The 24,660-nt window shown below is 40.0% G+C and carries 20 protein-coding genes; 17 read left to right on the top strand and 3 right to left on the bottom strand.

The window, feature by feature from the left end:
- Nucleotides 1-31: 31 nt before the first annotated feature.
- The 4 genes from K364_RS23675 (at nucleotide 32) to K364_RS0110755 (ending at nucleotide 6,444) form a co-directional block, all read left to right on the top strand.
- A complete protein-coding gene (locus tag K364_RS23675; RefSeq protein WP_169734754.1) occupies nucleotides 32-2,125 on the top strand; it encodes a heavy metal translocating P-type ATPase in 2,094 nt (697 codons plus the stop codon).
- A 42-nt stretch (nucleotides 2,126-2,167) separates the two neighbouring features.
- Nucleotides 2,168-4,144, top strand: a complete 1,977-nt coding sequence (gene uvrB / locus K364_RS0110765; protein WP_028308037.1) for an excinuclease ABC subunit UvrB — start codon at nucleotides 2,168-2,170, stop codon at nucleotides 4,142-4,144.
- A gap of 76 nt (nucleotides 4,145-4,220) precedes the next feature.
- Nucleotides 4,221-5,018, top strand: coding sequence for a hypothetical protein (locus K364_RS0110760; protein WP_028308036.1), 798 nt, complete (start codon nucleotides 4,221-4,223; stop codon nucleotides 5,016-5,018).
- 169 nt (nucleotides 5,019-5,187) lie between these two features.
- Nucleotides 5,188-6,444: an APC family permease gene (locus tag K364_RS0110755; RefSeq protein WP_028308035.1), complete on the top strand. Its 1,257-nt coding sequence runs from the start codon at nucleotides 5,188-5,190 to the stop codon at nucleotides 6,442-6,444.
- 26 nt (nucleotides 6,445-6,470) lie between these two features.
- On the opposite strand, the gene K364_RS0110750 is transcribed toward K364_RS0110755, so the two are convergent.
- Both K364_RS0110750 and K364_RS0110745 read right to left on the bottom strand, forming a co-directional pair.
- A complete protein-coding gene (locus tag K364_RS0110750; RefSeq protein WP_028308034.1) occupies nucleotides 6,471-6,689 on the bottom strand; it encodes a hypothetical protein in 219 nt (72 codons plus the stop codon).
- A 169-nt stretch (nucleotides 6,690-6,858) separates the two neighbouring features.
- Nucleotides 6,859-8,586, bottom strand: coding sequence for a methyl-accepting chemotaxis protein (locus tag K364_RS0110745; protein ID WP_028308033.1), 1,728 nt, complete (start codon nucleotides 8,584-8,586; stop codon nucleotides 6,859-6,861).
- A 337-nt stretch (nucleotides 8,587-8,923) separates the two neighbouring features.
- Between K364_RS0110745 and uvrA the strand changes: the two genes are divergently transcribed.
- Nucleotides 8,924-11,791, top strand: a complete 2,868-nt coding sequence (gene uvrA, locus K364_RS0110740; RefSeq protein ID WP_028308032.1) for an excinuclease ABC subunit UvrA — start codon at nucleotides 8,924-8,926, stop codon at nucleotides 11,789-11,791.
- Complete coding sequence (uvrC, locus tag K364_RS0110735; protein ID WP_028308031.1) at nucleotides 11,751-13,547, top strand: excinuclease ABC subunit UvrC; 1,797 nt, start codon at nucleotides 11,751-11,753, stop codon at nucleotides 13,545-13,547. Before uvrA ends, uvrC begins: the two co-directional genes overlap by 41 nt.
- Before the next feature lie 92 nt (nucleotides 13,548-13,639).
- Here the strand turns inward: uvrC and K364_RS0110730 are convergent, their stop codons facing one another.
- Complete coding sequence (locus K364_RS0110730) at nucleotides 13,640-13,921, bottom strand: hypothetical protein (protein WP_028308030.1); 282 nt, start codon at nucleotides 13,919-13,921, stop codon at nucleotides 13,640-13,642.
- A 223-nt stretch (nucleotides 13,922-14,144) separates the two neighbouring features.
- Here K364_RS0110730 and K364_RS0110725 point away from each other — a divergent pair, with 223 nt between their 5' ends.
- From K364_RS0110725 to K364_RS25605, 11 genes are all read left to right on the top strand, one after another.
- Nucleotides 14,145-14,933, top strand: a complete 789-nt coding sequence (locus K364_RS0110725; protein ID WP_051533963.1) for a Cof-type HAD-IIB family hydrolase — start codon at nucleotides 14,145-14,147, stop codon at nucleotides 14,931-14,933.
- Nucleotides 14,934-15,037: 104 nt separating this feature from the next.
- Nucleotides 15,038-15,754, top strand: a complete 717-nt coding sequence (locus K364_RS0110720) for a phosphatase (protein ID WP_028308028.1) — start codon at nucleotides 15,038-15,040, stop codon at nucleotides 15,752-15,754.
- Nucleotides 15,755-15,830: 76 nt separating this feature from the next.
- Entirely contained in the window at nucleotides 15,831-16,568 is a 738-nt protein-coding gene (locus K364_RS23670; RefSeq protein WP_051533962.1) for a PHP domain-containing protein, read from the top strand.
- A gap of 9 nt (nucleotides 16,569-16,577) precedes the next feature.
- The gene (gene rapZ, locus K364_RS0110710; RefSeq protein WP_156946445.1) at nucleotides 16,578-17,450 is read left to right on the top strand and encodes an RNase adapter RapZ; all 873 of its coding nucleotides are present in this window, start codon (nucleotides 16,578-16,580) and stop codon (nucleotides 17,448-17,450) included.
- Nucleotides 17,450-18,805: a uridine diphosphate-N-acetylglucosamine-binding protein YvcK gene (gene yvcK / locus K364_RS0110705; RefSeq protein WP_028308026.1), complete on the top strand. Its 1,356-nt coding sequence runs from the start codon at nucleotides 17,450-17,452 to the stop codon at nucleotides 18,803-18,805. The genes rapZ and yvcK overlap by 1 nt, the downstream gene beginning before the upstream one ends.
- 39 nt (nucleotides 18,806-18,844) lie before the next feature.
- On the top strand, nucleotides 18,845-19,798 hold the full coding sequence (whiA, locus tag K364_RS0110700) for a DNA-binding protein WhiA (protein WP_028308025.1): 954 nt from the start codon (nucleotides 18,845-18,847) through the stop codon (nucleotides 19,796-19,798).
- Nucleotides 19,799-19,820: 22 nt separating this feature from the next.
- On the top strand, nucleotides 19,821-21,146 hold the full coding sequence (locus K364_RS0110695; protein ID WP_028308024.1) for an MATE family efflux transporter: 1,326 nt from the start codon (nucleotides 19,821-19,823) through the stop codon (nucleotides 21,144-21,146).
- A gap of 72 nt (nucleotides 21,147-21,218) precedes the next feature.
- The gene (locus tag K364_RS0110690) at nucleotides 21,219-21,845 is read left to right on the top strand and encodes an accessory gene regulator ArgB-like protein (RefSeq protein ID WP_028308023.1); all 627 of its coding nucleotides are present in this window, start codon (nucleotides 21,219-21,221) and stop codon (nucleotides 21,843-21,845) included.
- Entirely contained in the window at nucleotides 21,832-21,963 is a 132-nt protein-coding gene (locus K364_RS26230; protein ID WP_156946444.1) for a cyclic lactone autoinducer peptide, read from the top strand. Before K364_RS0110690 ends, K364_RS26230 begins: the two co-directional genes overlap by 14 nt.
- Before the next feature lie 160 nt (nucleotides 21,964-22,123).
- Nucleotides 22,124-22,582: a hypothetical protein gene (locus tag K364_RS0110680; RefSeq protein WP_028308022.1), complete on the top strand. Its 459-nt coding sequence runs from the start codon at nucleotides 22,124-22,126 to the stop codon at nucleotides 22,580-22,582.
- Between the two features lie 11 nt (nucleotides 22,583-22,593).
- A complete protein-coding gene (locus K364_RS25605; RefSeq protein WP_051533961.1) occupies nucleotides 22,594-24,510 on the top strand; it encodes an ATP-binding protein in 1,917 nt (638 codons plus the stop codon).
- The last annotated feature ends 150 nt before the right edge of the window (nucleotides 24,511-24,660 follow it).

Raw genomic sequence — 24,660 nt, 5'->3', positions numbered from 1 at the left:
GTCCCCCTGGCTAAAAAGAGGTGACATGGGCTTGCAAAAAACAGTATTAAGGCTGAGCGGGTTAGATTGTTTGGATTGTGCACGAAAATTGGAAAAGGCTATTTCAGAATACCCGGGAGTATTATTTGCCCAATTGAATTTTAATGTGGGAAAGGTTGTTATAGAGCATAAGGTTAGTGAGCATGAATTAATCAAGTTAATCAAAAGTATGGGGTACGGTGTCGTGCCACAGAAAAATAATGACAGTAAAACAGCAGCCAGCAGGTGGTACGAGGATAATCGTCTAATCCTAACAATTGTGTCAGGTATTTTTTTCTTATTTGCAGTAGTAGTTCAATTTGCTTTGAAGCTGGAGGCACTCAGCATTTATTTATTTTCTGCAGCAATTATTTTGGGTGGTTTTTATATATTTAGAAATGCTCTTAACTCCCTGAAGTCTTTTAACCTGGATATGAATGTGCTCATGACTATAGCTGTTTTTGGTGCAGCAGCAATAGGCGAATGGGTTGAGGGTGCAGCAGTAGTGCTCTTATTTTCCATAGGAAACACTTTACAGAGCAGAACCTTAGAAAAAACAAGAGGATCCATAAGTCAGTTGATGGAGTTAGCTCCTGAGCAGGCAGTAATAATTGAAGATGGCAGAGAGAAGACTGTACCAGTTGCAGAGATTGAGCCAGGCCATGTGGTCATTGTAAGGCCAGGGGATAAAATTCCCGTGGATGGTACCATTATTAAGGGCAGCACTTCCATTGATCAATCTCCAATAACAGGTGAATCCCTTCCAGTGGAAAAGAGTGTTGGATATCAGGTTTTTGCTGGAACCATCAATATAGACGGGTATTTGGAAATAAGAACGGAAAAAAGATCAAGGGAAAGCACCCTTGCAAGAATTATTCATCTTGTTGAGGAGGCTCAAAATGAAAAGGCACCTGTCCAACAGCTTGTTGATAGATTTGCCAATTATTATACCCCTGTAGTAATAATGGGAGCTGTGCTGTTAACTATTATACCCACATGGATCCTGGGGCTTCCCTTTGAGCAGTGGTTCTATTCGAGCTTAGTGCTTTTAGTAATTGCCTGCCCATGTGCCCTGGTAATCTCTACTCCAGTATCTCTGGTGGCTGCAATTGGTAATGCAGCCCGCAATGGTATTCTCATTAAAGGGGGAAGTTATTTAGAGCTAGCAGGCACATTAAAAGCCGTTGCTTTTGACAAGACAGGAACCCTTACAAAAGGTTGTCCCAGGGTAAAAAGTATTCACATTCTATCAGGCAATCTGGAGGAGCATTTATTAACCACTGCTGCATCATTAGAAAAAATGACCAAACATCCCCTTGCTCAAGCTCTGGTTAGGGAAGCAGAAAATAGAGGTCTTGAACTCCATGGGGTAAGTAATTTTAAACAGCATACAGGCAAGGGTATTTCTGGGGATATAGGGGCCAACACCTATTATGCCGGCAGCATGAAGCTGTTTAAAGAGATAATGGACCAGGACAAATATTTAGAGTATAGTAGAATAATAGAGGATAAGGTAAAAGAAAAATCCATTGTTATTATTGGCAGCTCAACCCATATTGAAGGAATAATAACCTTTGAGGACAGTATTAGAGAAGAGGCCAGGGATACTGTAAGGCAGCTAAAGGAATTGGGACTAAACAAGGTTGTCATGTTAACTGGAGATAATGAACAGGCTGCTCAGAAGGCTGCCCATGACATGGGAATAGACTATGAGGCTGACCTTCTTCCCCAGGAAAAGCTTGATTATATTAGAAAAATGAAAGCCCTGGGCAAGGTTGCCATGGTGGGAGACGGTGTAAATGATGCTCCGGCCCTGGCTGCTGCTGATATTGGGATAGCCATGGGAACCATTGGTACGGATACAGCAATTGAAACAGCAGATATTGCACTAATGGCAGATGATATCAGCAGGGTTCCCTATGTTGTAAAGCTCAGCAAGAGGACTGTCAGGGTCATTAAGGAAAACATTATCTTTTCCCTGGCAATTAAGGCGGTTTTTATAGCCCTTGCCCTTACAGGTAATGCAACCCTTTGGATGGCCATCTTTGCTGATACGGGAGCTGCACTTTTAGTAATAATAAATGGTATGCGCCTCATGAAAAATTAGATATAACTAATTAGGACACTAGAGAAGGAGGTGGGTATAGGCATGAGACCCTTCAAGGTTGTTTCAGAATATACTCCAAAGGGAGACCAGCCAAGGGCTATTGAGGAGCTGGTAGATGGTATCCAAAAAAACATCAAGCATCAAATACTTCTTGGTGCAACAGGTACCGGGAAAACCTATACAATGGCCAAGGTTATAGAAAGAATCAAGAAGCCAACCCTGGTTATGGCCCATAATAAAATACTGGCTGCCCAGCTGTGCAGTGAATTTAAGGAATTTTTTCCTGAGAACAGTGTTGAATATTTTGTCAGCTATTATGACTATTATCAGCCTGAGGCATATATTCCTCATACGGACACTTATATTGAAAAAGACAGCTCTTTAAATGATGAAATAGATAAAATGCGCCACTCAGCCACAAGTGCCCTTTTTGAGAGAGATGACGTTATTATTGTGGCCAGTGTCTCATGTATTTATGGATTAGGTTCCCCAATTGACTACAAAAACCTGGTTCTTTCACTGCGTGAGGGCGCAGAATATGATAGAGATAAAATCTTAAGAAAACTAGTGGATATCCAATATGATAGAAATGATTATGATTTCCACAGGGGCAGCTTTAGGGTCCGTGGTGATGTCATTGAGATATTTCCAGCTTCCTTTACAGATAAAGCTATTAGAGTAGAGCTGTTTGGAGATGAAATTGAGCGAATTCTTGAAATAGATACCCTGACAGGAGAAGTTCTTTCTCAAAGAAGCCATATATCAATATTTCCTGCCAGTCACTATGTTACAGAAGGGGACAAGCTCAAGGAAGCAATTAAGAGAATAGAGGCAGAGCTTGAACATAGGCTCAAGGAGCTAAGGGATAGCAATAAACTGGTGGAGGCACAAAGGCTGGAGCAGAGAACCAGATATGACCTGGAAATGCTGCAGGAAATAGGCTTTTGCTCAGGGATTGAAAATTATTCAAGACATCTTATCGGGAAGGCACCAGGAGAGCCGCCCTTTACATTAATTGACTACTTTCCAAAGGACTTTCTCCTGGTGATAGATGAATCCCATGTTTCTGTTCCCCAAATAGGCGGCATGTATGAAGGAGATTACTCCCGTAAGAAAACCCTTGTTGAGCACGGATTCAGGCTGCCCTCGGCTTTAGACAATAGGCCTTTACGGTTTGCTGAATTTGAAGAAAAAATTAACCAGGTGGTTTATGTATCAGCAACACCAGGGCCTTATGAGCTAAAACACACCCAGCAGACTGTGGAACAAATAATCAGGCCTACTGGACTGGTGGACCCAGTTATTTCAGTACGACCAATTAAAGGCCAGATGGATGATTTATTTGCCGAAATCAAGAAAAGGATAAGGAAAAACCAGAGAGTTCTTGTTACCACCCTGACAAAAAGAATGGCTGAAGACCTAACAGATTACTTTAAGGAATTGGGTGTCAAGGTCAGGTATATGCACTCAGATATTGATACAATTGAAAGGATGGAAATTATCAGGGACCTCCGTCTTGGAGAGTTTGACGTCCTGGTAGGCATAAACCTGTTAAGAGAAGGCCTGGACTTGCCTGAGGTGTCTTTAGTTGCAATTTTAGACGCAGACAAGGAAGGTTTTTTAAGGTCAGACAGGTCATTAATCCAAACAATAGGCAGGGCTGCACGCAATATAGATGGTGAGGTTATTATGTATGCAGACAAAATTACTGGTTCAATGCAAAGGGCCATAGATGAAACAGAAAGAAGAAGGAACATACAAATGGATTTTAACAGAAAACATAATATAACACCTGAAACAGTAAGAAAAGAGATAAGAAAGGTATTAGAGGTTTCAAGGGTAGCAGAAGATAAGGCCCAATATCTGACCAAACAGAAAATTAACAAAATGGCAAAACATGAAATAAAGGATTTAATACAGCAAATGGAGAAAGAAATGAAGGATGCTGCTTCAAGGCTGGACTTTGAAAGGGCAGCTCAATTAAGGGACATTATCTTTGATCTGCAGCAGCAACTCTAACAAGATAAAACAGGACAAAGGGACTTCCTCTGTTTTGTTTGCTAGTCCCAGCTAATTAAAGGAGGTATATTACATAATGAAAGCCGTATTTACACTTACATCTTCAGAATCAAAAAGACTGTTGGCAAAAGCAGTTGCTCTTCTTCCTGAGGTACAAAACGCCATGCAAAATGGCATGATAATTATAGGGGGAGGAACAACCAATGCCTTTGTCCTGGAGGAATTAACAGGAGAAAAGGTGGATAAGGTCAGGTATACAGCCGGAGTAATTACAAGGGGAAGACAATGTGTAACACCTGAAAAGGAGCGTATTGCTCCTGTGGTTCTCGTAAAGGGAGAAAAAAGCCCCATGAGCTGGGCAGAAGCAGTTGAAAAAATGGAAGCAGGGGATGTTTTCATAAAGGGCGGCAATGCAATTGACAATGCTGGAGTTGTAGGAGTACTCCTTGCTAATCCTGTAGGAGGCACAATTGGGAAGGCATTACCCATTATAGTTGCAAGGGGAAGCCATTTAATTATGCCGGTTGGGCTGGAAAAGATGATTCCTGATGTGAATCTGGCTGCTAATGTTTCCGGAATTAAAACCTTTGACAAGGCTATCGGCATGCGAGTTGGCCTGATGCCTGTGACCTATGGCCTGCCACTTACTGAAATAGAAGCCCTGGAAATCCTGGCAGATATTGATGCATACTGTATTTCAGCTGGGGGTGTTGGCGGATCAGAAGGGTCAGTTGTAATGGTGGTTGAAGGGGAAGATCAGGAAGTTGAGAAAATCATGGAGCTTGTTAAAGGCATAAAAGGTGAGCCTCCAGTAGGAGCCTTGAAGCAGAAATGTTCAGAATGCGGCGCCCAGTGCTCCATTATGGAAAAGTAAAATTACGGAAATATCCGGGATACAGGGACACACCTCAATTTTCAGGGCAAGGCAGGAATAAAGGTGTGTCCCCATACTTTTGCAAGGAGTGACCCATGCATTAAGCTATGTCTACGTATATTGTTAGGCTATTTTTTTTGACTGTATATATTTGAAAGAAGGGGTAGCATTGAATCAGCTTAGGAAGAATCTTGGATTATTTGATAGTGTGGCTTTAGCAATAGGATCTATTATAGGGTCGGGATTACTGCTTTTACCTGGACTTGTTTATTCAATATCTGGTGCAGATTCCATAATTGCCTGGATTTTAATGGGTTTGTTTACAATCCCCTTTATCTTGATTTTTGCCGATTTGACAGTTAAATTTCCTGCTGCAGATGGAGTTGCTGGTTTTGTGAATAACGCCTTTGGCAAAACCCTTGCCCAGGGGGCAACCTATCTAGTCATTGGAAGCGTTCCTGTTGGCATTCCAACCCTTGCACTAATAGGCGCAAACTACCTGGCATATTCCTTTAGTCTTTCTTATACCACTACCCTGCTGGCAGGCTTTTTTATTGTCCTTTTTACTGTAGGGCTAAACTGGAATGGTTCAAGGTTTAGCAGCAGTGTTCAAAACCTTTCAGTTGTAAGTCTGGTTATTCTTCTATTTGCAGTGGTCGTCATTGGCCTGCCAAAGGCAGCTGCCAATCCTGGTGCATATGAGTTCCAATTTGGAATCTTTGGAATATGGGAGGCAATGGCACTAATCTTTTGGGCTTTTCTTGGATGGGAAAATATGTCCTTTATAGCTGAGGAGTTTAAGAATCCCGCAAGGGATTTTCCAAAGAGCATGTTCATCAGCTTTGTGATAATCATGATCCTCTATCTTGGAATCAGTGTTAATGCAGTGGGGCTTCTAAACCAATCTGCTCCTGAAACTGTTCAGGCACCTATTGCAGAAATGTTTAGAGTTTCAGTAGGCTCAGGCCTTGAGGTGTGGATTGGACTGGTAAGCTTTTTAATTATAATAATTAATGGAAATGCATGGGTCTGGGGAACCTCACGATTAATATTTGCAGGCGGAAGGTCAGGAAGTTTGCCTGTATTCTTTGGGAAAATAAATAATTCCAGGGGTGTTCCTAGATATTCACTTGCCTTTATTCTTGCTGCAGGGGGAATAACAATACTACTCATAGGAGTAATGAACATACCCCTGGCCTTTTTTGTGAAAATTGTCAGTCAGAACTTCTTAATGCTTTATTTATTAAGCATACTGGCCTACATAAAAATAAATACTTCAGTTAACAAGAGAATTATTGGAGTCTTTTCTTTAATTCTTTGCTCTTTCTTTCTCTTGATTTTTGGCTGGGGACTAATTTACTCTTTTGTTCTATTGGCAGTTCCTTATATCAGGAGTGTTATAAGTAAAGGTCTAGGCTCGGCTTAAAGGCTGGCCCGTGTCACATTATAAGGCTAGCTTTTGTCTTTTAAATAATCCCTATTGTCTTTGGCATTAACCTCTGGTTCATCAGGTAGTATTTGTTCACTTAACTCCTGTCTATCATCTAATTCCTGCTGAACATCTTCGTCTACCATCTTTCGAAGAACAGGGGCATTAGTTCTATTCATCCAAAGCCATAAGCCTGTGCTAAATATGAGTATTAAAGCAATAAATGTAAGGAAATAAATCATATTAAAACTCCCTTTAACAAAACTTTTATAAATCTATTATTTAAAAAACCATTGAAAAATATTCAAAGGGCTGTTCACAAACATTTGTTAAACAGCCCTTAAGTATTTACATATTCATATTATTATTGATTTTGATTTTCCCTACAGTTTCGTTAATAAAACAATATCCTTAAATCTTAAACCTATTGACAGCCTCCTGAAGCTTCTTGGATAGTTCAGCTAACTGTACAGCAGCAGAGGACACCTCTTCAACGCTTGCCGTTTGCTCCTGGGTAGTAGCTGACACCTCTTCCAGGCCTGCAGAATTTTCCTGGGTAATTGCGGATATGTTATTAACTGATTCAATCATATGGTTGCTGTCAGTATTTATTTTAGCTGCAATGGATTCGACTTCCTTTATATAATAGACAAGGTTATTAACTTCATTGAAAATGTCATTAAACTGTTTTCCAGATTCATTAGCTATCTGAGAGCCTTCTGTTACTTCCTGGGTGCTTTCCTGCATTGATGAAACAGCTGAATCAGTTTCTTGATGAATCTTTTGTACAATGGCTCCAATTTCTCCGGCAGCATCATTGGATTGTTCGGCAAGCTTGCGTACTTCTTCGGCAACCACAGCGAAGCCCCTGCCCTGATCCCCTGCCCTTGCAGCTTCAATTGCTGCATTTAAAGCAAGCAAATTTGTTTGTTCAGCTATAGCAGTAATAATTGCCACAAAGCTGCTGATCTGTTTTGAATGCTCCTTGAGCTCTGTCACTGAACTAGCTGATGAATTTACACGAGCACTTATTGCCTGCATTTGAGAAATCATTTCTTCCATGATTTCTTTTCCACTTTGGGCCTTGGTAATCACCTTTTCTGTGCCTTCAGCCATCTGCCTGGATTTATCATTAACCAGGGCAATGCTTTCAGCTGTCTTGTTAATAAAATCAACAGCCTCATTCACAAGGTTTTGCTGTTCCTGAGAGCCTTGAGCCAACTCTGATACAGTAACGGCAACCTGTGAAGCTGATTGGCTTGTTTCCTCTGCATTTGAAGCTAGTTGAGAACTGCTTGTGTCAACCTGTTCGGCAATTTCCAAAACTTTTTTTACCAGACCTCTAAGATTGTCCTGCATATTTTTAAATGCTGCCATGAATTTTGCAACTTCTCCCTTGCCCTTATGCTGGCTGAATTCTGCTGTCAAATCCCCATTGGCAATCTGGTTGCTGAGAGCAATCATATTTTTTATAGGCTTGTTAATTGATGAGTAGAGTATTACGGAAATTATAGATACTAATATAATAACTATTCCCAGACCCTTGAGAGAGTAACTGGTTGTTTCTGCAATGACTCCCTGTATTGCCATGCTGCTAAAGGCATACACTGACTGACTTTGGGAATTTAAATTATTAATGGTAATGTTTAAATCCCTCATAATTTGCCTGGCTGATTCTATAGCATAAACCATGGTAAAATCATTGCCCTCGTGATATGCAGGCAGCAAGCTGTTTTCAAAAAGATTTGCCATATTATTGAAGATGGTTCCAATTGTTTCAAGTTGAGATACTTGTTCAGGATCTACCCGGCTTTTTAAAGCGTTGAGGGTAGAATTAAACTTCATTTGTGCATTTCTAAAGTTTCTTTCCGCATCTAAATTATTAAATACATAGAGCTCTGCAAAACATTCATAGGCTTCCTTGTTGGCGACAGCCAGGTCAGTTGCATACCTGGAGATTAGGGTTTTTTGATTGAGTTCCTCCAGGTTAGTTTCAATTTTCTGGAGCTGGTTATAGTTAAAAGTTGATGAGGCCACGAAGATTAATACAATAAATAATAACGATACTATCAATTTTGCTTTAATTGACATTCGTGAGCCAGTTTGTTTGTTTTGTTTTTTCTTGTTGTCTTTGTTCAATTTGCTTACTCCTTTCTAACTGTACCTTTTTATCTAACATCCTCACCAACCTTTCTCTATCCTCCTCATAAAATGTAGTTATTGTAGACTTTGTAGATACATTTATTCATTTTATTTTTTTAACTAAAACCAATTCGCCATAATTTGCTAAAATCCTGCATTTTTTAGCAGCATTTGGCATAATTATCATGTATTAATATTTGCTGGTTGATAAATATGTTAACTTGGGCTTATATTGCCTCGCCAAGGAACAAGTGTTATAATTTTTATGTGTAAATAATAATAATTACTAATTACACTCAGATAAGGATAAAAAGGGAAATTGGCGGTGTAAATCATGGCAAAGGAAAAACTAATTGTAAAAGGTGCAAGGGTTCATAACTTGAAAAATATAGATGTGGAGATACCAAGAGATAAGCTGGTGGTAATTACAGGACTAAGCGGGTCGGGTAAGTCATCCCTGGCCTTTGACACTATCTATGCAGAGGGACAGAGGCGTTATGTTGAGTCTCTTTCGGCCTATGCCAGGCAGTTTCTGGGGCAGATGGATAAACCAGATGTAGATTATATAGAAGGGTTGTCTCCTGCTATTTCCATAGATCAAAAGACCACCAGCAGGAATCCACGAAGCACGGTGGGAACTGTTACGGAGATCTATGACTATTTAAGGCTGCTATTTGCCAGGGTGGGGAGGGTTCACTGCCCTGAATGCGGGAAACCGATATCTCAACAGACAGTGAGCCAGATGGTTGATCAGCTTATGCTTTTGACAGAAAAAACAAAAATCCAGGTTCTAGCACCTCTCGTAAGGGGCCGTAAGGGAGAGCATCTTAAGCTCCTTGAAGAAGTACGTAAAAATGGCTTTGCCAGGGTGAGGGTAAATGGCGAGATTTTTAACCTGGCTGATGATCAGATTACCCTGGATAAGAATAAAAAGCATACCATTGACGTGGTGGTAGATAGAATTGTCATTAAGGAAGGAATTGAAGCTCGTTTGGCAGAGTCACTAGAAATCTCCTTAAAGCTTGCTGAAGGGATAGTAAAGGTTGATGTAATTGATGGTGAGGAATTGACTTTTAGTGAACAGTTTGCCTGTATGGATTGTGGAATTAGTTTTGAAGAGGTAAATCCAAGGACATTTTCCTTTAACAGCCCCTATGGGGCCTGCCAGGCCTGCAGCGGACTGGGCTTTAAAAATGAGGTTGACCCAGACCTAATAGTACCAGATACGAGGAAATCAATTGCCCAAGGTGCCATAATACCCTGGAGCAAATCAACAAGTAACTATTATCCGCAAATGCTTGAAAGTGTAGCCGAGCATTTTGATTTTTCTATTCATATACCCTTTGAGGAGCTAACCCAGGAGCAAAGGGATATTGTATTATACGGGGACAGAGGCACCAGAATCAAGTTTAAATACAAGAATCGCTTTGGCACCCACAAGACCTATTACTCTGCCTTTGAAGGTGTTATTCCGAATCTGGAGAGAAGGTATAAGGAATCACAGTCAGACTGGGTTAGGACAGAGATTGAGGAATACATGAGTACCAGCCACTGCCCCGCCTGCAGGGGGTCAAGGCTTAGAAAAGAATCCCTATCAGTTTTAATAAAGGATAAGAATATATATGAATTCACCCAGCTGTCAGTTGCAGAAGCACTGAAATTCTTAAAGTCTGTAGACTTTACTGAAAGGGAGAGAATCATTGCCCAGCAGGTTATCAAGGAGATTCAGGAACGCCTTTCCTTTATGGTCAATGTAGGTCTGGATTATCTTACTCTGGATAGGGCAGCAGGTACTTTATCAGGGGGTGAAGCCCAGAGGATTAGACTTGCAACTCAGATAGGATCAAGTCTGGTTGGAGTTTTATACATACTTGATGAGCCAAGTATTGGCCTGCATCAAAAGGATAATCAGAGACTGCTGAAGACCCTTAAGCATTTACGGGATATAGGCAATACATTAATTGTTGTAGAGCACGATGAGGATACCATTCGTGAGGCTGACTATATCTTGGATATTGGCCCCGGGGCAGGTGCTCATGGCGGAAGAATAGTAGCTGCAGGTACCATTGATAACATCATGGCCTGTGAGGAATCCATTACAGGTCAGTATTTAAATGGAGTTAAGCAGATTTATATACCCCCTGTTAGACGGGTAGGCAATGGAAAGCGCATTATTATCAAGGGTGCTGAAGAGAATAACCTAAAGAAAATAGATGTGGAAATACCCCTGGGATTATTTACCTGTGTAACAGGTGTATCCGGTAGTGGTAAAAGTACATTGATCAATGAAATACTATATAAAAAACTGGTGAGCTCCCTTCATAATGCCAAGGCCAAGCCTGGAAAGCATAAAGAAATTTCAGGCATTAAACACCTGGATAAGGTAATTGATATTGACCAGTCTCCAATAGGGAGAACTCCACGCTCAAACCCTGCTACCTATACTGGAGTATTTGATGGAATAAGGGATATCTTTTCCCAGACCTCTGATGCCCGGGCAAGGGGTTACAAACCTGGCCGTTTTAGCTTTAACGTGAAGGGTGGACGGTGTGAAGCCTGTAAGGGTGATGGGATAATAAAAATAGAAATGCACTTTCTTCCAGATGTGTACGTTCCCTGTGAGGTTTGCAAGGGGCAAAGATACAACAGAGAGACCCTGGAAATCAAGTTCAAGGGAAAAACCATTTCAGATGTACTGGCAATGACTGTAGATGAAGCAGCGGATTTTTTTGCAAATCTGCCAAAAATCTACCGCAAGCTGAAAACGATGCAGGATGTAGGACTGGGCTATATTCGCCTGGGTCAGCCTGCAACCACCCTGTCAGGAGGCGAGGCCCAAAGGGTAAAGCTGGCAACTGAGCTGAGCAGACGCAGCAATGGCAAGACAATGTATATTCTAGATGAACCTACAACAGGTCTTCATATTGCAGATATTGACAAGCTTTTAAATGTACTTCAAAAGCTAACTGACAATGGAGATACCGTTTTAGTTATTGAGCATAACCTTGACGTTATCAAGACTGCAGATTATATAATTGATTTAGGGCCTGACGGAGGAGACAAGGGTGGTCTGGTTGTGGCTACAGGCACTCCAGAGGAGGTTGCCCAGGCACCTGCTTCCTATACAGGTCAATTTTTGAAAAAGGTTTTGGAGGTTTACAATGACGGACATAGAGGACAAGCTGAAGCGGTTACCGGATAAGCCTGGAGTATATTTAATGCTGTCAGAAGAAGAAAAGATTATCTATGTTGGCAAGGCTTCCTCCCTGAGGAGTCGTGTACGAAGCTACTTCAGGGATGGTAATGCTTCGGTCAAGGTTTCGGCCCTGGTGCGCCATATCAAGGATATAGACTATATTGTTACTGACACAGAGGTAGAGGCGCTAATACTTGAGTGCAATTTAATAAAGAAACACAGACCCAAATACAATGTTTTTTTAAAGGATGATAAAACCTATCCATATATAAAGATTACCCTGGACGAGGCCTATCCAAGGATTGTTACCACCCGCAGGGTAAAAAAGGATGGGGCAAAGTACTATGGCCCCTATACCAGTGCTGGCTCTCTCCATGAAACAATCAGGCTTTTACGAAGGCTTTTCCCCATACGTACATGTAAAAGCTTTGAAAAACAGCAGAGGGCCTGCTTAAACTATCATATTAAAAGATGTTTGGCCCCCTGTGCGGGAAATGTTTCGGCTGCCGATTACAAGGATATGATAAATGAGATTATGAATTTTTTAGAGGGAAAGCAGGAAAGGCTAATCAAAAACCTTCAAGAAAAAATGCTCAAGGCTGCGGAGAACCTCCAATATGAAAAGGCAGGTGAGCTGCGGGACCAGATCAAGGCTGTAGAGAAGGTTCTTGAGAAGCAAAAGATTGTTAATGCAGCTGAGGAGGATCAGGATGTGATAGCCTTTGCCAGGGGAAGCAATGAGGTATGTGTTCAGGTTTTCTTTATTCGCAACGGCAAGGTTGTGGGCAGAGAGCATTTTTTCCTGGATGGTACAGATAGTCTCAGCAGGAGTGAAGTAATGACCATCTTTGTCAAGCAGTATTACAGCAGGGTAGCAGATATTCCTAGAAAAATACTGCTTCAGGAGCCCATTGAGGATAAGGATGTAATAGAACAGTGGCTGAAGGAAAAGGCCAGTATTAGGGTTGTAGTTCAGGTTCCGCAGATGGGTGAAAAGCTAAAGCTTTTGGAAATGGTTGGCAGAAATGCCCTGCTGCTTTTAGAGGAAGCCCAGCTTTCCAGACAAAAGAAGAAGCTTGCCGATGGGGAAGCCATTTTACAATTAAAGGAATATCTAAAGCTTACAACCCTGCCAATTAGGATTGAGTGCTATGATATTTCAAATATCCAGGGTACAAGTACTGTAGGCTCCATGGTGGTCTTTGAAAAGGGCAAGCCCTTAACTGATGAATACAGAAGGTTTAAAATTAATACTGTTGAAGGAGCAAATGATTATGCATCTCTCCAGGAAATGCTTTATCGCAGATTTAAAAGGGGAGCTGGGGCCGCTGCTCTTCCTGACCTGGTTTTAATAGATGGAGGAAAGGGCCAGTTAAGTGCTGCCAGGGATGTTATGAAGCTATTGGGCTTTGCCAGCATACCTGCCTTTGGCATTGCAAAAAAAGAGGAGCTTTTATTTACTGAAAATGAACAGGAGCCAATAAGGCTTCCGGAAAACTCTGAGGCCTTATATCTGCTGCAAAGGATCAGAGACGAAGCCCACCGCTTTGCCATTACGTACCACAGGCAGTTGAGAAGCAAGGACAGCTTTCGCTCGCTTTTAGATGAGATTCCCGGCATAGGTCCCAAGAGAAAAAAGGCCCTTCTAAACAGATTTGGCTCCCTGGAAAATATAAGGATGGCAAGCCTCCAGGAGCTGGAGCAGGTAGAAGGCATGAATAAAAAGTCAGCCATGCAGGTATATGACTATCTGTGCAGGTGAAGTCAGACGTCGGAAGTCAGAAGTCAGAAGTCAGACGTCGGAAGTCGGAAGTCAGAAGTCAGAAGTCAGACGTCGGAAGTCAGAAGTAGATTTTAGAACTTCGTATGACTTAAACGAACTAACAAATTATCTTTGGAGGGTGCAAAATTAACAAAGGGTGCCTGTGTCTTAAAAGAAAATTCATTATCAAAATCCATGTACAAGAAATCATCAGTGCTTTCCAGTCTTAAGGTTTTTGTTTTAAATGAAAAATGAGTCTGGGGTGTGGCAATTGTGATGGATAAAGGCTGGTCAAAGCTGTAGCCAAGATCCTTTTCAAAATAGGATACATTTAGCTCCTTAAAGGTTTCCTCCAATAGATTTTTATAATACACGGTAAAATCCCCTTTCCTCTAATTTAAACTATTTTACCACATAATTCCTGCCTTTATTATAGAATCCTTCCCATGGCTTGTCAAAGCATATGCCAAAAAACCTGTTCTCTTAAGGGTCAGCTAAAATTGTCCGGCATACCTGGGCAAATATCTTACATAATTTAGAAGGAAAGTCTCTATGATATATAGAAGATAAACGTAAAATATGCCTTGGAGGAAACATATGGAATTCAAACTAATAGCAATTGACCTGGATGGTACTCTCTTGAATAATGACCTGGAAATCTCGCCAAGGGCGGCAGCGGCAATAAAAACAGCGGAAAGCAGGGGAGTGAAGGTAACCCTTTGTACAGGCAGGATGTATGCATCAGCCTATCCCTATGCCCAGAAGCTGGGAATAAATATACCCTTAATCACCTATAATGGGGCCCTGGTAAAGAACTCCTTTGATGGTGAAGTGCTATATGAAAAAAATCTTCCATTAGAAGAGGCCCGGCATGTGGTGAAAATCTGTAGGGAATTTGACTGCCAGCTTAATGTGTACTTTGATGACAAGCTCTATGTGGAAAAGAGTGACTATTGGGCAAAGAAATACGCCGGTAGAGTAAATGTACCTCTGCATGAGGTTGATGACCTGTTGAAGTTCTTAAAATTTTCACCTATAAAGCTGTTAGCCATGGGTCAAGAGGAAGTTTTGCATACCATTAGAGAACAGCTTTCCGACAGGGGATTATATATTACCCGTTCCCAACCTCATTTTTTGGAAATACTAAATCCAGAAGCTACAAAGGGTAAGGGGTTAGCTGCAGTTGTTAAAAGGTTAGCCATTGACAGAAAAAATGTTATGGCTATTGGCGATAATGAAAATGACATAGAAATGTTTAAATATGCAGGCTATGCTGTGGTCATGGCAAATGCTGATGACCATGTAAAAGCACATGCTGATTATGTGACAAAAAACAATAATGATGATGGAGTTGCTGAAGCTATAGAAAAGCTGGTTCTTGTCTAGTGCCCATCAGCTATGCTTTGCATACTCACCTCTCTAAAGCAATTCAAATAAATAAAGATAAATATGAGGTTGTGTTAATAAGTTATGATAAGAGGTGGTTTTAAGTGAAATTTGAAGCTGACCTGCATGTCCATTCTGTAGCAAGCGGCCACGCTTATAGTACCATTGCTGATAATGTCCAGGCTGCTGCAAAAAAGGGATTAAAGCTAATTGCAATAACTGATCATGGCCCCAAAATGCCAGGTGCACCTCATTTGTATTATTTTTATAATATTAGGGTTTTGCCAAAAAACTATCTAGGTGTGGAAATATTAAAAGGTGTAGAGGCTAATATTATAGATAAGCAAGGCAATATTGACATTCCAGAAGAGGTTGCAAATAAGCTGGATATTGTTCTTGCCGGCTTTCATACCTACTGCTCTCCTTCTGGCACAGTTGTTGAAAATACCAGGGCCATGATAAATGCCATTAATAATCCGTTAATAGATATGATAGTTCATCCCGGAAATCCTGAATTTAAGGTTGATCCCACTGAAATAGTTCTGGCCTGCAAGGAAAGTGGAATGCTTTTAGAAATTAACAACAGCTCTTTAGGCACCTCCCGGGCAGGCAGCTACTGCAACTGCCTGGCTATTGCTGAAAAAGCAGCAGAGCATGGGATAAAGGTAGCTGTTGGTAGTGATGCCCATTGGGCTGAGCAGGTAGGTGATTTTACATCAGCAGTTGAGCTTGTGTCAAAGGTGGGACTGGGGGAGAACCAGATTATCAACAGATCAGTTCATGAGATTCACTTGTATTTGCATTCAAGAGGCAGGAAGTAACCTGTATCCTGCAGCACAAGACTTGCAACTTTGAACCATGAGCAAGGTCATAAAAAACATGAAAGGGAGTAACTAGATGGCGAAATTTACTGGCGATTACCATACCCACTCAAACTATAGTGATGGCAGGGCCACCATTGATGAAATGATAGCTGCAGCAAAAAGTAAAGGGTTAAGGGAAATAGCAATTACTGACCATGGCCCTGGAAATATTGCCGGCGGATTAAAAAGTTTGGAAAAACTCCTGGAAGCAGCTCGCAAAATAAGGGACATAAATGAAAGCCTGGAGGATTTTAAGGTTTTAAGCGGAGTAGAGGCAAATATTCTTGGCGAAGCAGGGGAGATTGATGTGCCTCCTGAAATTTATGAAAGGTTAGACCTGCTGATAATTGGTCTTCACCCCTTTGTGTATGCAAACTCACTGGCCAATTACTGGAACCTGGTCCTAAAAAACCAGGCCAGGCAGTTTTTAAAGGTAGGTAATAGTCAGGTGACTAATTTCAATACCAAGACCCTGGTCGAAGCCTGTGTCAAGCATAAGCCCTTTGCCATCAGTCATCCCGGACTGGGCATGCCCATTGATATTAGTGAGGTTGCAAGGGCTTGTGCGCGAAATGATGTGGCATATGAGATAAACTGCGGTCACCTGTATCAAACACCTGAGGAATTAAAGGTTGCAGCCCTGAAGGGGGTAGAATTTGTTATTAATAGCGATGCCCACTTTACAGAAACTGTGGGTAATTTAGAGCCTGGCCTTGAAATAGCAATGAAGGCAGGTATAGACAAGGGGCAGATCAAAAATCTTTTAAATTAGGTGAAAAAAATGAAGTTAGATAAGCTGCAATTAATAATTGTTACTGGATTATCTGGAGCTGGGAAAACACAAGCCATTCGTTGTTTGGAGGACCTCAGTTTTTTTTGTATTGACAACCTACCTCCATCTTTAGTTCCAAAGCTTTTAGAGGAATTAGAAAAGGCTGAAAGTATTGATAAGGTAGCTTTAGTCATGGATATCAGGGGAGGAAAGTTTTTTGACAGCCTGGATAAGGCATTGGCCTGCTTGGATAAAAGGGGTCTAAAATACAGAACCCTTTTTCTTGACGCTTCCAATGAAGTATTAATAAGGAGATTTAAGGAAACCAGGAGAGCACATCCCTTATCACCTGTAGACATAATGGAGGGTATTATTCAAGAACGAAAAATACTTGCCCATCTTAAGAGCAGAGCAGAGATTATTTTGGACACCTCTGATATGTCCACAAACCAGTTAAAGGGGCAGATATCTAATATATTTAGTGGTGAAATGGATAAGCTGCCGGTAACGGTAATGTCCTTCGGTTTTAAATATGGCATACCAATGGATGCCGACCTTGTAGTTGATGTTAGATTTATCCCAAACCCTCATTATGACATGGGATTGCGCCCCTTATCCGGACATGATGAGAAGGTAAAGGAATATGTAATAAAAAATGAAGTGACCCAGGAATTTCTGCAAAAATACTGCAGTCTTCTTCATTTTCTTATACCTCATTATAAAAAAGAAGGAAAAAGTCAGCTGGTTATAGCCATTGGCTGTACTGGAGGCAGGCATAGATCAGTGGCAATTGCTAATCACCTTTCATTATGCTTTAATGATTTTGATTGCAGGGTAATCACTAAACATAGAGATCTTGATAAGGGTTCAGGAGGTATTTAATGGGTTGGTTTAAAACAAATTTTAAATGGTTATATCCTGGCTTAAGGGTCAAGCGTTGGCTGCTTCTTGCCTTGATTGGAGTGATATTATCCTCATGGGGCCTGGCCTTAATACTTGAAGCAAAATGGTGGACCTTTTTATTCTTCATTGGCAGGTTCTTGGAAGAACAATATATTTCCTACAGTTCAGTTATGATTGCAGGTGTATTCTTTATTATACTTGGCTTATTTATGATCTCCTTTTCACTTAAAAAGGGTGCCAAGTCCATATTAAATGTTATTATTCCATATAACGAGACTCGTCTGGTAGAGGTAATCTATGAAAAAAGGCAGTTAAAAAGAGGGCCCAAGATAGTAGTCATTGGTGGGGGAACTGGATTGTCAGTCCTGCTCAGGGGCTTAAAACACTATACAAGCAACATTACAGCCATTGTTACTGTAACAGATGATGGGGGCTGCTCTGGAAAGCTAAGGGGAGAGCTTGGCATATTACCGCCAGGGGACCTAAGAAACAACCTGATGGCCCTGGCAGACGGTGACAGCCTTCTGGAGGATTTGTTCAACTATCGTTTTTCCAGGGGGAAGGGTTTAGAAGGACGTAACCTGGGCAACCTGCTCCTGGCAGCCATGACAGATCTTACTGGTGATATGAACAAGTCACTTCAAGAATTAAGTAAGGTTTTGGCAGTGAGAGGTACTGTCCTACCGTCTACATTAAGTAATGTTATTTTAAAGGCCCAAATGGATGATGGTTCGGATGTTCTAGGTGAAACAGAAATAGTCAAGCATCCAGGTAAAATTGTACGAATTCAGCTTGTCCCGGAGGATTGTGAGCCTGTTGGGGAGACCCTAAAGGCTATTCAAGAGGCAGACGCTGTTATTATAGGGCCGGGGAGCCTCTATACCAGCATAATTCCCAATCTATTAATCAAAGGGATTGCAGATGCTGTAAGTAAAAGCAGCTCCCAGGTGTATTATGTATGTAATGTAATGACACAGCCAGGGGAAACAGATTATTTTACAGCAGCTGAGCATGTAAAAGCAATAAAGGCTAATGTCCCACAGCTAAGAATTGATAAGGTAATAGTAAATACAGGCAGTATTCCCAAAAGCCACGCAGAGAGGTATAGATTAAAGGGGGCCTATCCGGTAATATTAGACGAAAGAGTTTTTAGGCAGCTGGGTGTAAAAATACATAAGGCTGACCTTGTAAATCTTTCGGATTTAGTAAGGCATGATTCAGATAAGCTGGCAAGGGTCATCATGAAGGAAATCCTCAAGGATATACCAGCTACGGAAAGGCTAAAGATTTTAGATCTGCTTTTTGGCGAAAGGTATAAGGATTTGATTGGTTGACTTTTGCAGGGGCTATAGCAATGTCTAGGGGGAGTAGGGATGTCTTTTACAAAACAGGTCAAAGATGAAATGGCACGTATAGATGATGGCGAAAAATGCTGCCAGCTTGCTGAGCTAAAAAGCTTGATTATGATGTCTGGAAACGTTCATATTGATGCTGATTATCACTTATCATTGACATTGGAAACGGAAAATCCGGCAATTGCCAGAAGGGCATATAGGCTGGCCAAGAACCTGTTTAATCTCCAACATGAGGTATCTGTTAAAAGAAGAGCCAGATTGAAAAAGAGCACTCTTTATGTGGTTAGGCTCCTGCCTCAGATAGGAACAAAAAAAGCTTTTAAAACCCTGGGCATAGAATTAACACCAAAGGGATATGAGATTAAGTGGGATTCAGATATTTTCAAGAAAAGGTGCTGTCACAGATCATATTTACGGGGAGTATTTTTAGGCAGCGGATCAGTAAGCAACCCTGAGCAAAAGACATATCATCTGGAGATTGTTGTTAAGGATCCAACCCATTACAAAATAATATGTGAGTTAATGCGAAACTTTGGTCTTAATCCAAAAAGCCTTATGAAACGGAATAAGTATATGATATATTTAAAGGAAAGTGAACAAATAGTGGACTTCTTAAATATTATTGGAGCCCATGCTGCCCTTTTATCCTTTGAGGGTGTACGGGTAAAAAAAGAGGTGAGAAACAGGGTAAATAGAATTGTAAATTGTGAAACGGCTAATCTTAATAAAACCGTTGATGCTGCCATTAAGCAGGTGGAGGCTATAAGACTTTTAGAAAAAAACCCTGGGCTTGAAAAGCTTCCTGTCGGCCTTGAAAAGATTGCCCGACTAAGACTAGAAAATCCCGACCTGAGCTTAAAGGAGCTTGGGGAGCTCATGAACCCTGTGATAAGCAAATCAGGTGTAAATCACAGGATGAGGAGATTACAAAAGATGGCCGATAAGGTTTCCGGAAAAAAACATAGAAAGTAAAGCTTTAAAGTGAGGACTAAAGATGCATGAAGTAAGATTCATAATGAAACTTGCCCTTCCGGCGATATTTGAAATGATATTACATATGATGGTTGGTCTTGTTGACATTGCAATGGTAGGAAGACTAGGTGCTGATTCTCTAACGGCAGTAGGGTTAGGGGGTCAATTCATCTATACTACTATTTTTTTATTTGCAGCAGTTGGAATTGGAGCAGGGGCAATAATTGCACGGGCAATTGGTGCCCAAAACTTTCAAGAAGCAAGCAGAATCTCTGGACAAGCCCTATCCCTGGCAGCACTTTTGGGAGTAATAATAGGGGTATTTACCTGGTTCCTTGCTCCTGCTATATTTAACATCTTTGCTCCCAATGAGGTTGTTCATACCCTTGGAGTAGAATATTTACGTATTTTATCTCTATCCAGTGTCTTTTTATTGGTGCTGCTTATTGGAGAATCAGCCTGCCGCAGTGCAGGATATACAAAAATTCCTTTAAAGGTTGCCATGATAGGCAACACCATAAATATCGTCTTAAATTATGTTTTAATATTTGGCAAGCTGGGATTTCCAGCCCTGGGTGTCAAGGGTGCTGCAATTGGTACATTAGTTAGCTTTACTATCTCCTGTATTATTATTTTGTTTGTATTGACTAGTGGTAGAATACCAATAAAGATCACCAGAAAACATCTATTTCCAATACGGTGGATAGATTTTAAAAGGATTATTAAGCTCACATTGCCTGCCGGTGGAGAAGAGCTAGTCAGGGCAGGAAGCCAGATTACAGGTGTATATTTAATTATTGGATTGGGTTCAGTACCCTATGCTGCACATCAAGTAGGAATATCCATTGAATCCATTTCCTTCATGCCCGGATATGGCTTTGCTATTGTTGCCGCTGCCCTTGTGGGTCAGAGTCTTGGTTCCAAGGATCCGGGCAGGGCCCATAGGCTGGCATTTAAAACAATGTATCTTGCCGTGGCAACCATGACTGCTGCTGCCTGTGTTTTTTTCTTTTTCAGCGAGCCTCTAGTTCGCATCTTTACCACAGATGAAAGTATAATTCCCCTTGCGTCAGCAGTTGTTAAGATTGCTGCCTTTGCCCAAACTGCCATCGCAATTGAAATGATTATGGCCGGGGCTTTGCGCGGAGCAGGAGATACCAGGTTCCCCTTCTATTTATCCATAATAGGGAACTGGTTTATTCGTATTCCCCTATTTTATGCTGCACTGCGTATTTATGATTTGGGACTGGATGCTGTATGGTGGATCACAGTTTTTCAATGGATTGTCATAGCCGTGCTGGCACTTTGGAGATTTAAACTGGGAAGGTGGAAAAATATACAAGTTTAGAGATTGTTTTGCAGGAATAATTGGATAATTGTAGAAATATATAATTGAGTAAAAACTAGCGAGGTAAATCTAGTGTCAGGATATATAAAAAAGGTCAGCTGCTTTATTCAAAATGAACTTAACCTTTCAGATGAAAGAAGAGAGGTTATAGCTTATGGTATGGAAACCCTTGTGTCTACCTTGTTGGGTTTGTTTGGAATAGTTTTGTTTGGCTATCTATTTGACCTTCTAGTGCCGGCATTAATTATTTCGTTAACTGCATTGGCAACCAGGGTCTATACCGGAGGTGCTCACTGCAGCTCAATGGGAAGGTGTACAATAGCTACTATCATTATTTTCATGGTCCTGGCTTATATTAGTACAAGCCTTCTTAAACCCTCTCTTATATTAATTGCAGGCGGATATATAACTTCAATTATATTTATTGTAAGATACGCACCTGCAGAGGTAAAAGAAAAACCCCTGTCTGAAACCCACAAAAAAGAATTAAAAAAGGGTGCCCACAGGTTAGGTATAATAATTGGGTTGTTAACTATACTAATATATTTCTTGGTTAAAGAGGAAATTGTCCTTCATATAATAGGTGGTTTCCTATGGCAGACCTTCACAATTACACCACTTGGCTTTACAATCATCAGATATTTTGATGATTTTTTAAAACTCTTTATGAAAGGAGATGAAAAGCATGAAAAAACTTAGATTTTTAGCCTTAACAGGAGCGGCATACATTTTAACAATGCTTGCTTTTGTAAGTGCTGCTGGTGCATGCTTCGGGTGGAATTATCAGCCTGAAATGCCAAAAAGCTTAAGGAAGTAGTAACTTAAGGGGTGGGAAACCGCCTCTTTTTACTGAAATGAAAAACCTCCAATTTGAGCTGCACTAAAACTTTAATTAATACACTTGAACTAACAGGTGCAGGATTAGTGCAAAAATTGTCGAAATATAATAGCTGACTTGAAATTAGGAGGTTAAGAAATTGATTGAGTTGCCATTATTATTAGTAATTTTTCATGGAATACCTGAATCTGCTGCACTAGTTTTTGTAACATTAGCTGTTTTAAAAGCAAATTTTAGTTGGAAAAATGTTTTATTATTGGGAGCTTTACTTGCGGCTGCGGCTTTTTTTGTTAGGTTATTACCAGTAGCCTTTGGAATTCATACAGTTCTACTTATTCTTATGCTGTCGGTAATTGTATTATATTTTACAAAATATGATATCATCAAGGTAGTGACTGCTGTTCTAATTGCTGCTGTACTTCTCCTAGTATTTGAATTCATAAGCTTCAGCTTTATTATGTTTCTTTTTGATATAAGGTTAGAAGAAATTGCTGGTAATACATTATTAAGAATAGTCATGGGTGCCCCATCTACGCTACTACTGTTCTTAACAGGATTTACAATCCAATACTTTAGAGGAAAAAATAAAAATTATTAGGAAGATATCCTATGAATATCTTAAGTTTTGAATACAAGAGAAAAGAAAAAATAAATCAATATCTTGTAATGTTTCAAATAGCATTTCATTTTATTGTTATTATTTGGTATCTGCAATTTAAATCTGCAGACTTTGCGAGTATGGATTCTTTTCATGCATTAATGGTGTTAAGTTTCCTGGGGCTGCTTACTCTGGTTTTTTTGGGTAGAATTAAGCCAGATGCCAGTAAAAAAGTTTTGTTAACTGAGATATTTATAGTAACTGTATATATTTTAACAGTACTTTTTTTGGTTTATTTAATTAATTCCTTTGTCACTAGAACTCTTTTTTTTGTGCCCATGGTTATAGTAATTATAAAGCATGGGAAAAAAATTGGTTTAATAATAACTGCCATTGTAATATTAGCATTTTTTATCTTAGAGCTTTTTCTGGGAGCAATTCCATATAATATAGAAGACTTGCTAATTTTTTCTTCCATATCACTCCTTATAATCTGGTTAATAGGAAATTTATTGGAAACAGAAGAGAAAATGAGAAGGAGTTTAATTGAAATTGCCCATAGGGATAAATGTATTCTAGAAAACAATGATGCTGGAATCATCTATATAGACAATGAGAGTATAGTCCGAATTTTTAACGCTGCTGCTGAAAAGCTGTTAGATATGAGTAAAGATGATGTTTTGGAAAAGACCATAGACTGTGTTAAAGAGAGCTATCTTACTGATATTTACTGCAGGTCCGACGGCGACAGCCTAAATCACGAGAGCATTTTCATTAAAGATTATAATTTAATTAACATTTCTTTAATATATGATGATAAGGAAGAATATTTAGGCAAATTAATAATGATCAAAGATCTTAGTCAAACTAACATCCTGCATACATTAAAGCAAAAGGTTGATTTTATAACTGAGTCTATTAACATGCCCCTTATTACAATTGATGCATCAGGCAGGGTAACCTTTTTAAATAATGAGGCATGTGAATTCTTTGCTATTAATAAGAGCAAGGCACTTTTAAGACACTACAAAAATACATTTTGTTGTAATTTTTCTGATTACATTGAAAAAACATTAAAGCTTCCTGAGAATGTTCTAAATGATGAAATTACACTTACCTGCAATGTTGAAAAAACCCCCAGGGAAGTGCTCATATCTGTAGGGATTACTAAGGATATCCAAAAGAATATTCAGGGTGTAACATTTCTAATTAATGATGTGACAGAGCTGAGACACAGGGATAGGCAGTTCATGCAGGCTGATAAGCTGGCAGCTTTAGGTGAAGTAGCCGCCGGAGTGGCTCATGAAATTAGAAATCCTCTAACCACAATTAAAGGTGTTGCCCAGCTGCTTCTGAGAAGAGTCGATCCAGGAAACATAGATGATACCTTAAGGTTAATAGTGGAAGAAAGCGATAGAGCGAATTCAATTATAAGTGATTTTCTGGCCTTTGCAAGACCATCTGAGCCTGTGTTCAGTCCAAAACCCTTAAGACAGGTTTTTAACGAAATATATCATCTAATTGAAGCTCACTGTCTTTTAAATAAAACCAAACTGGTGCTGCAGCATGTAGACAGCCAAAACCCCACAGTTAACTGGGACGATAAGCAAATCAAGCAGGTTTTTTTAAATCTAACCTTAAATTCGTTAAAGGCCATGGCAGAGGTTCCTTCTAAGCGTATAGAAATGTCAATTTCTCAAAAGAAAGACGCTATAATAGTGAATTTCAAAGATAATGGTATTGGCATTGAAGAAGACATAATTAAGGATATCTTTAATCCCTTTTTTACAACAAATCATGATGGAACTGGTCTTGGTCTTAGCATCAGCTATAAAATTATTGAGCGCCACAAGGGTAAGGTGTCCATTGAAAGTAAAAAAGATGAGGGAACAACATTTGTTGTTGAATTGCCCATAAATCCTAATTAATACAATAATAACCAACAAGAATCTTCTTGTTCACCTAGTATTAATCGTAGGTTGGTGAATAAATATAACCAAGGGAAATGAGAAGGAAATATGTAATTTACCTAGAATATATAAAATAAGACATTGACAATGTAATTGAGAAATTCCCAA

The organism is Desulfitibacter alkalitolerans DSM 16504 (assembly GCF_000620305.1).
Taxonomy (GTDB): domain Bacteria; phylum Bacillota; class DSM-16504; order Desulfitibacterales; family Desulfitibacteraceae; genus Desulfitibacter; species Desulfitibacter alkalitolerans.
This window is presented reverse-complemented; position numbering and strand designations above follow the sequence as displayed.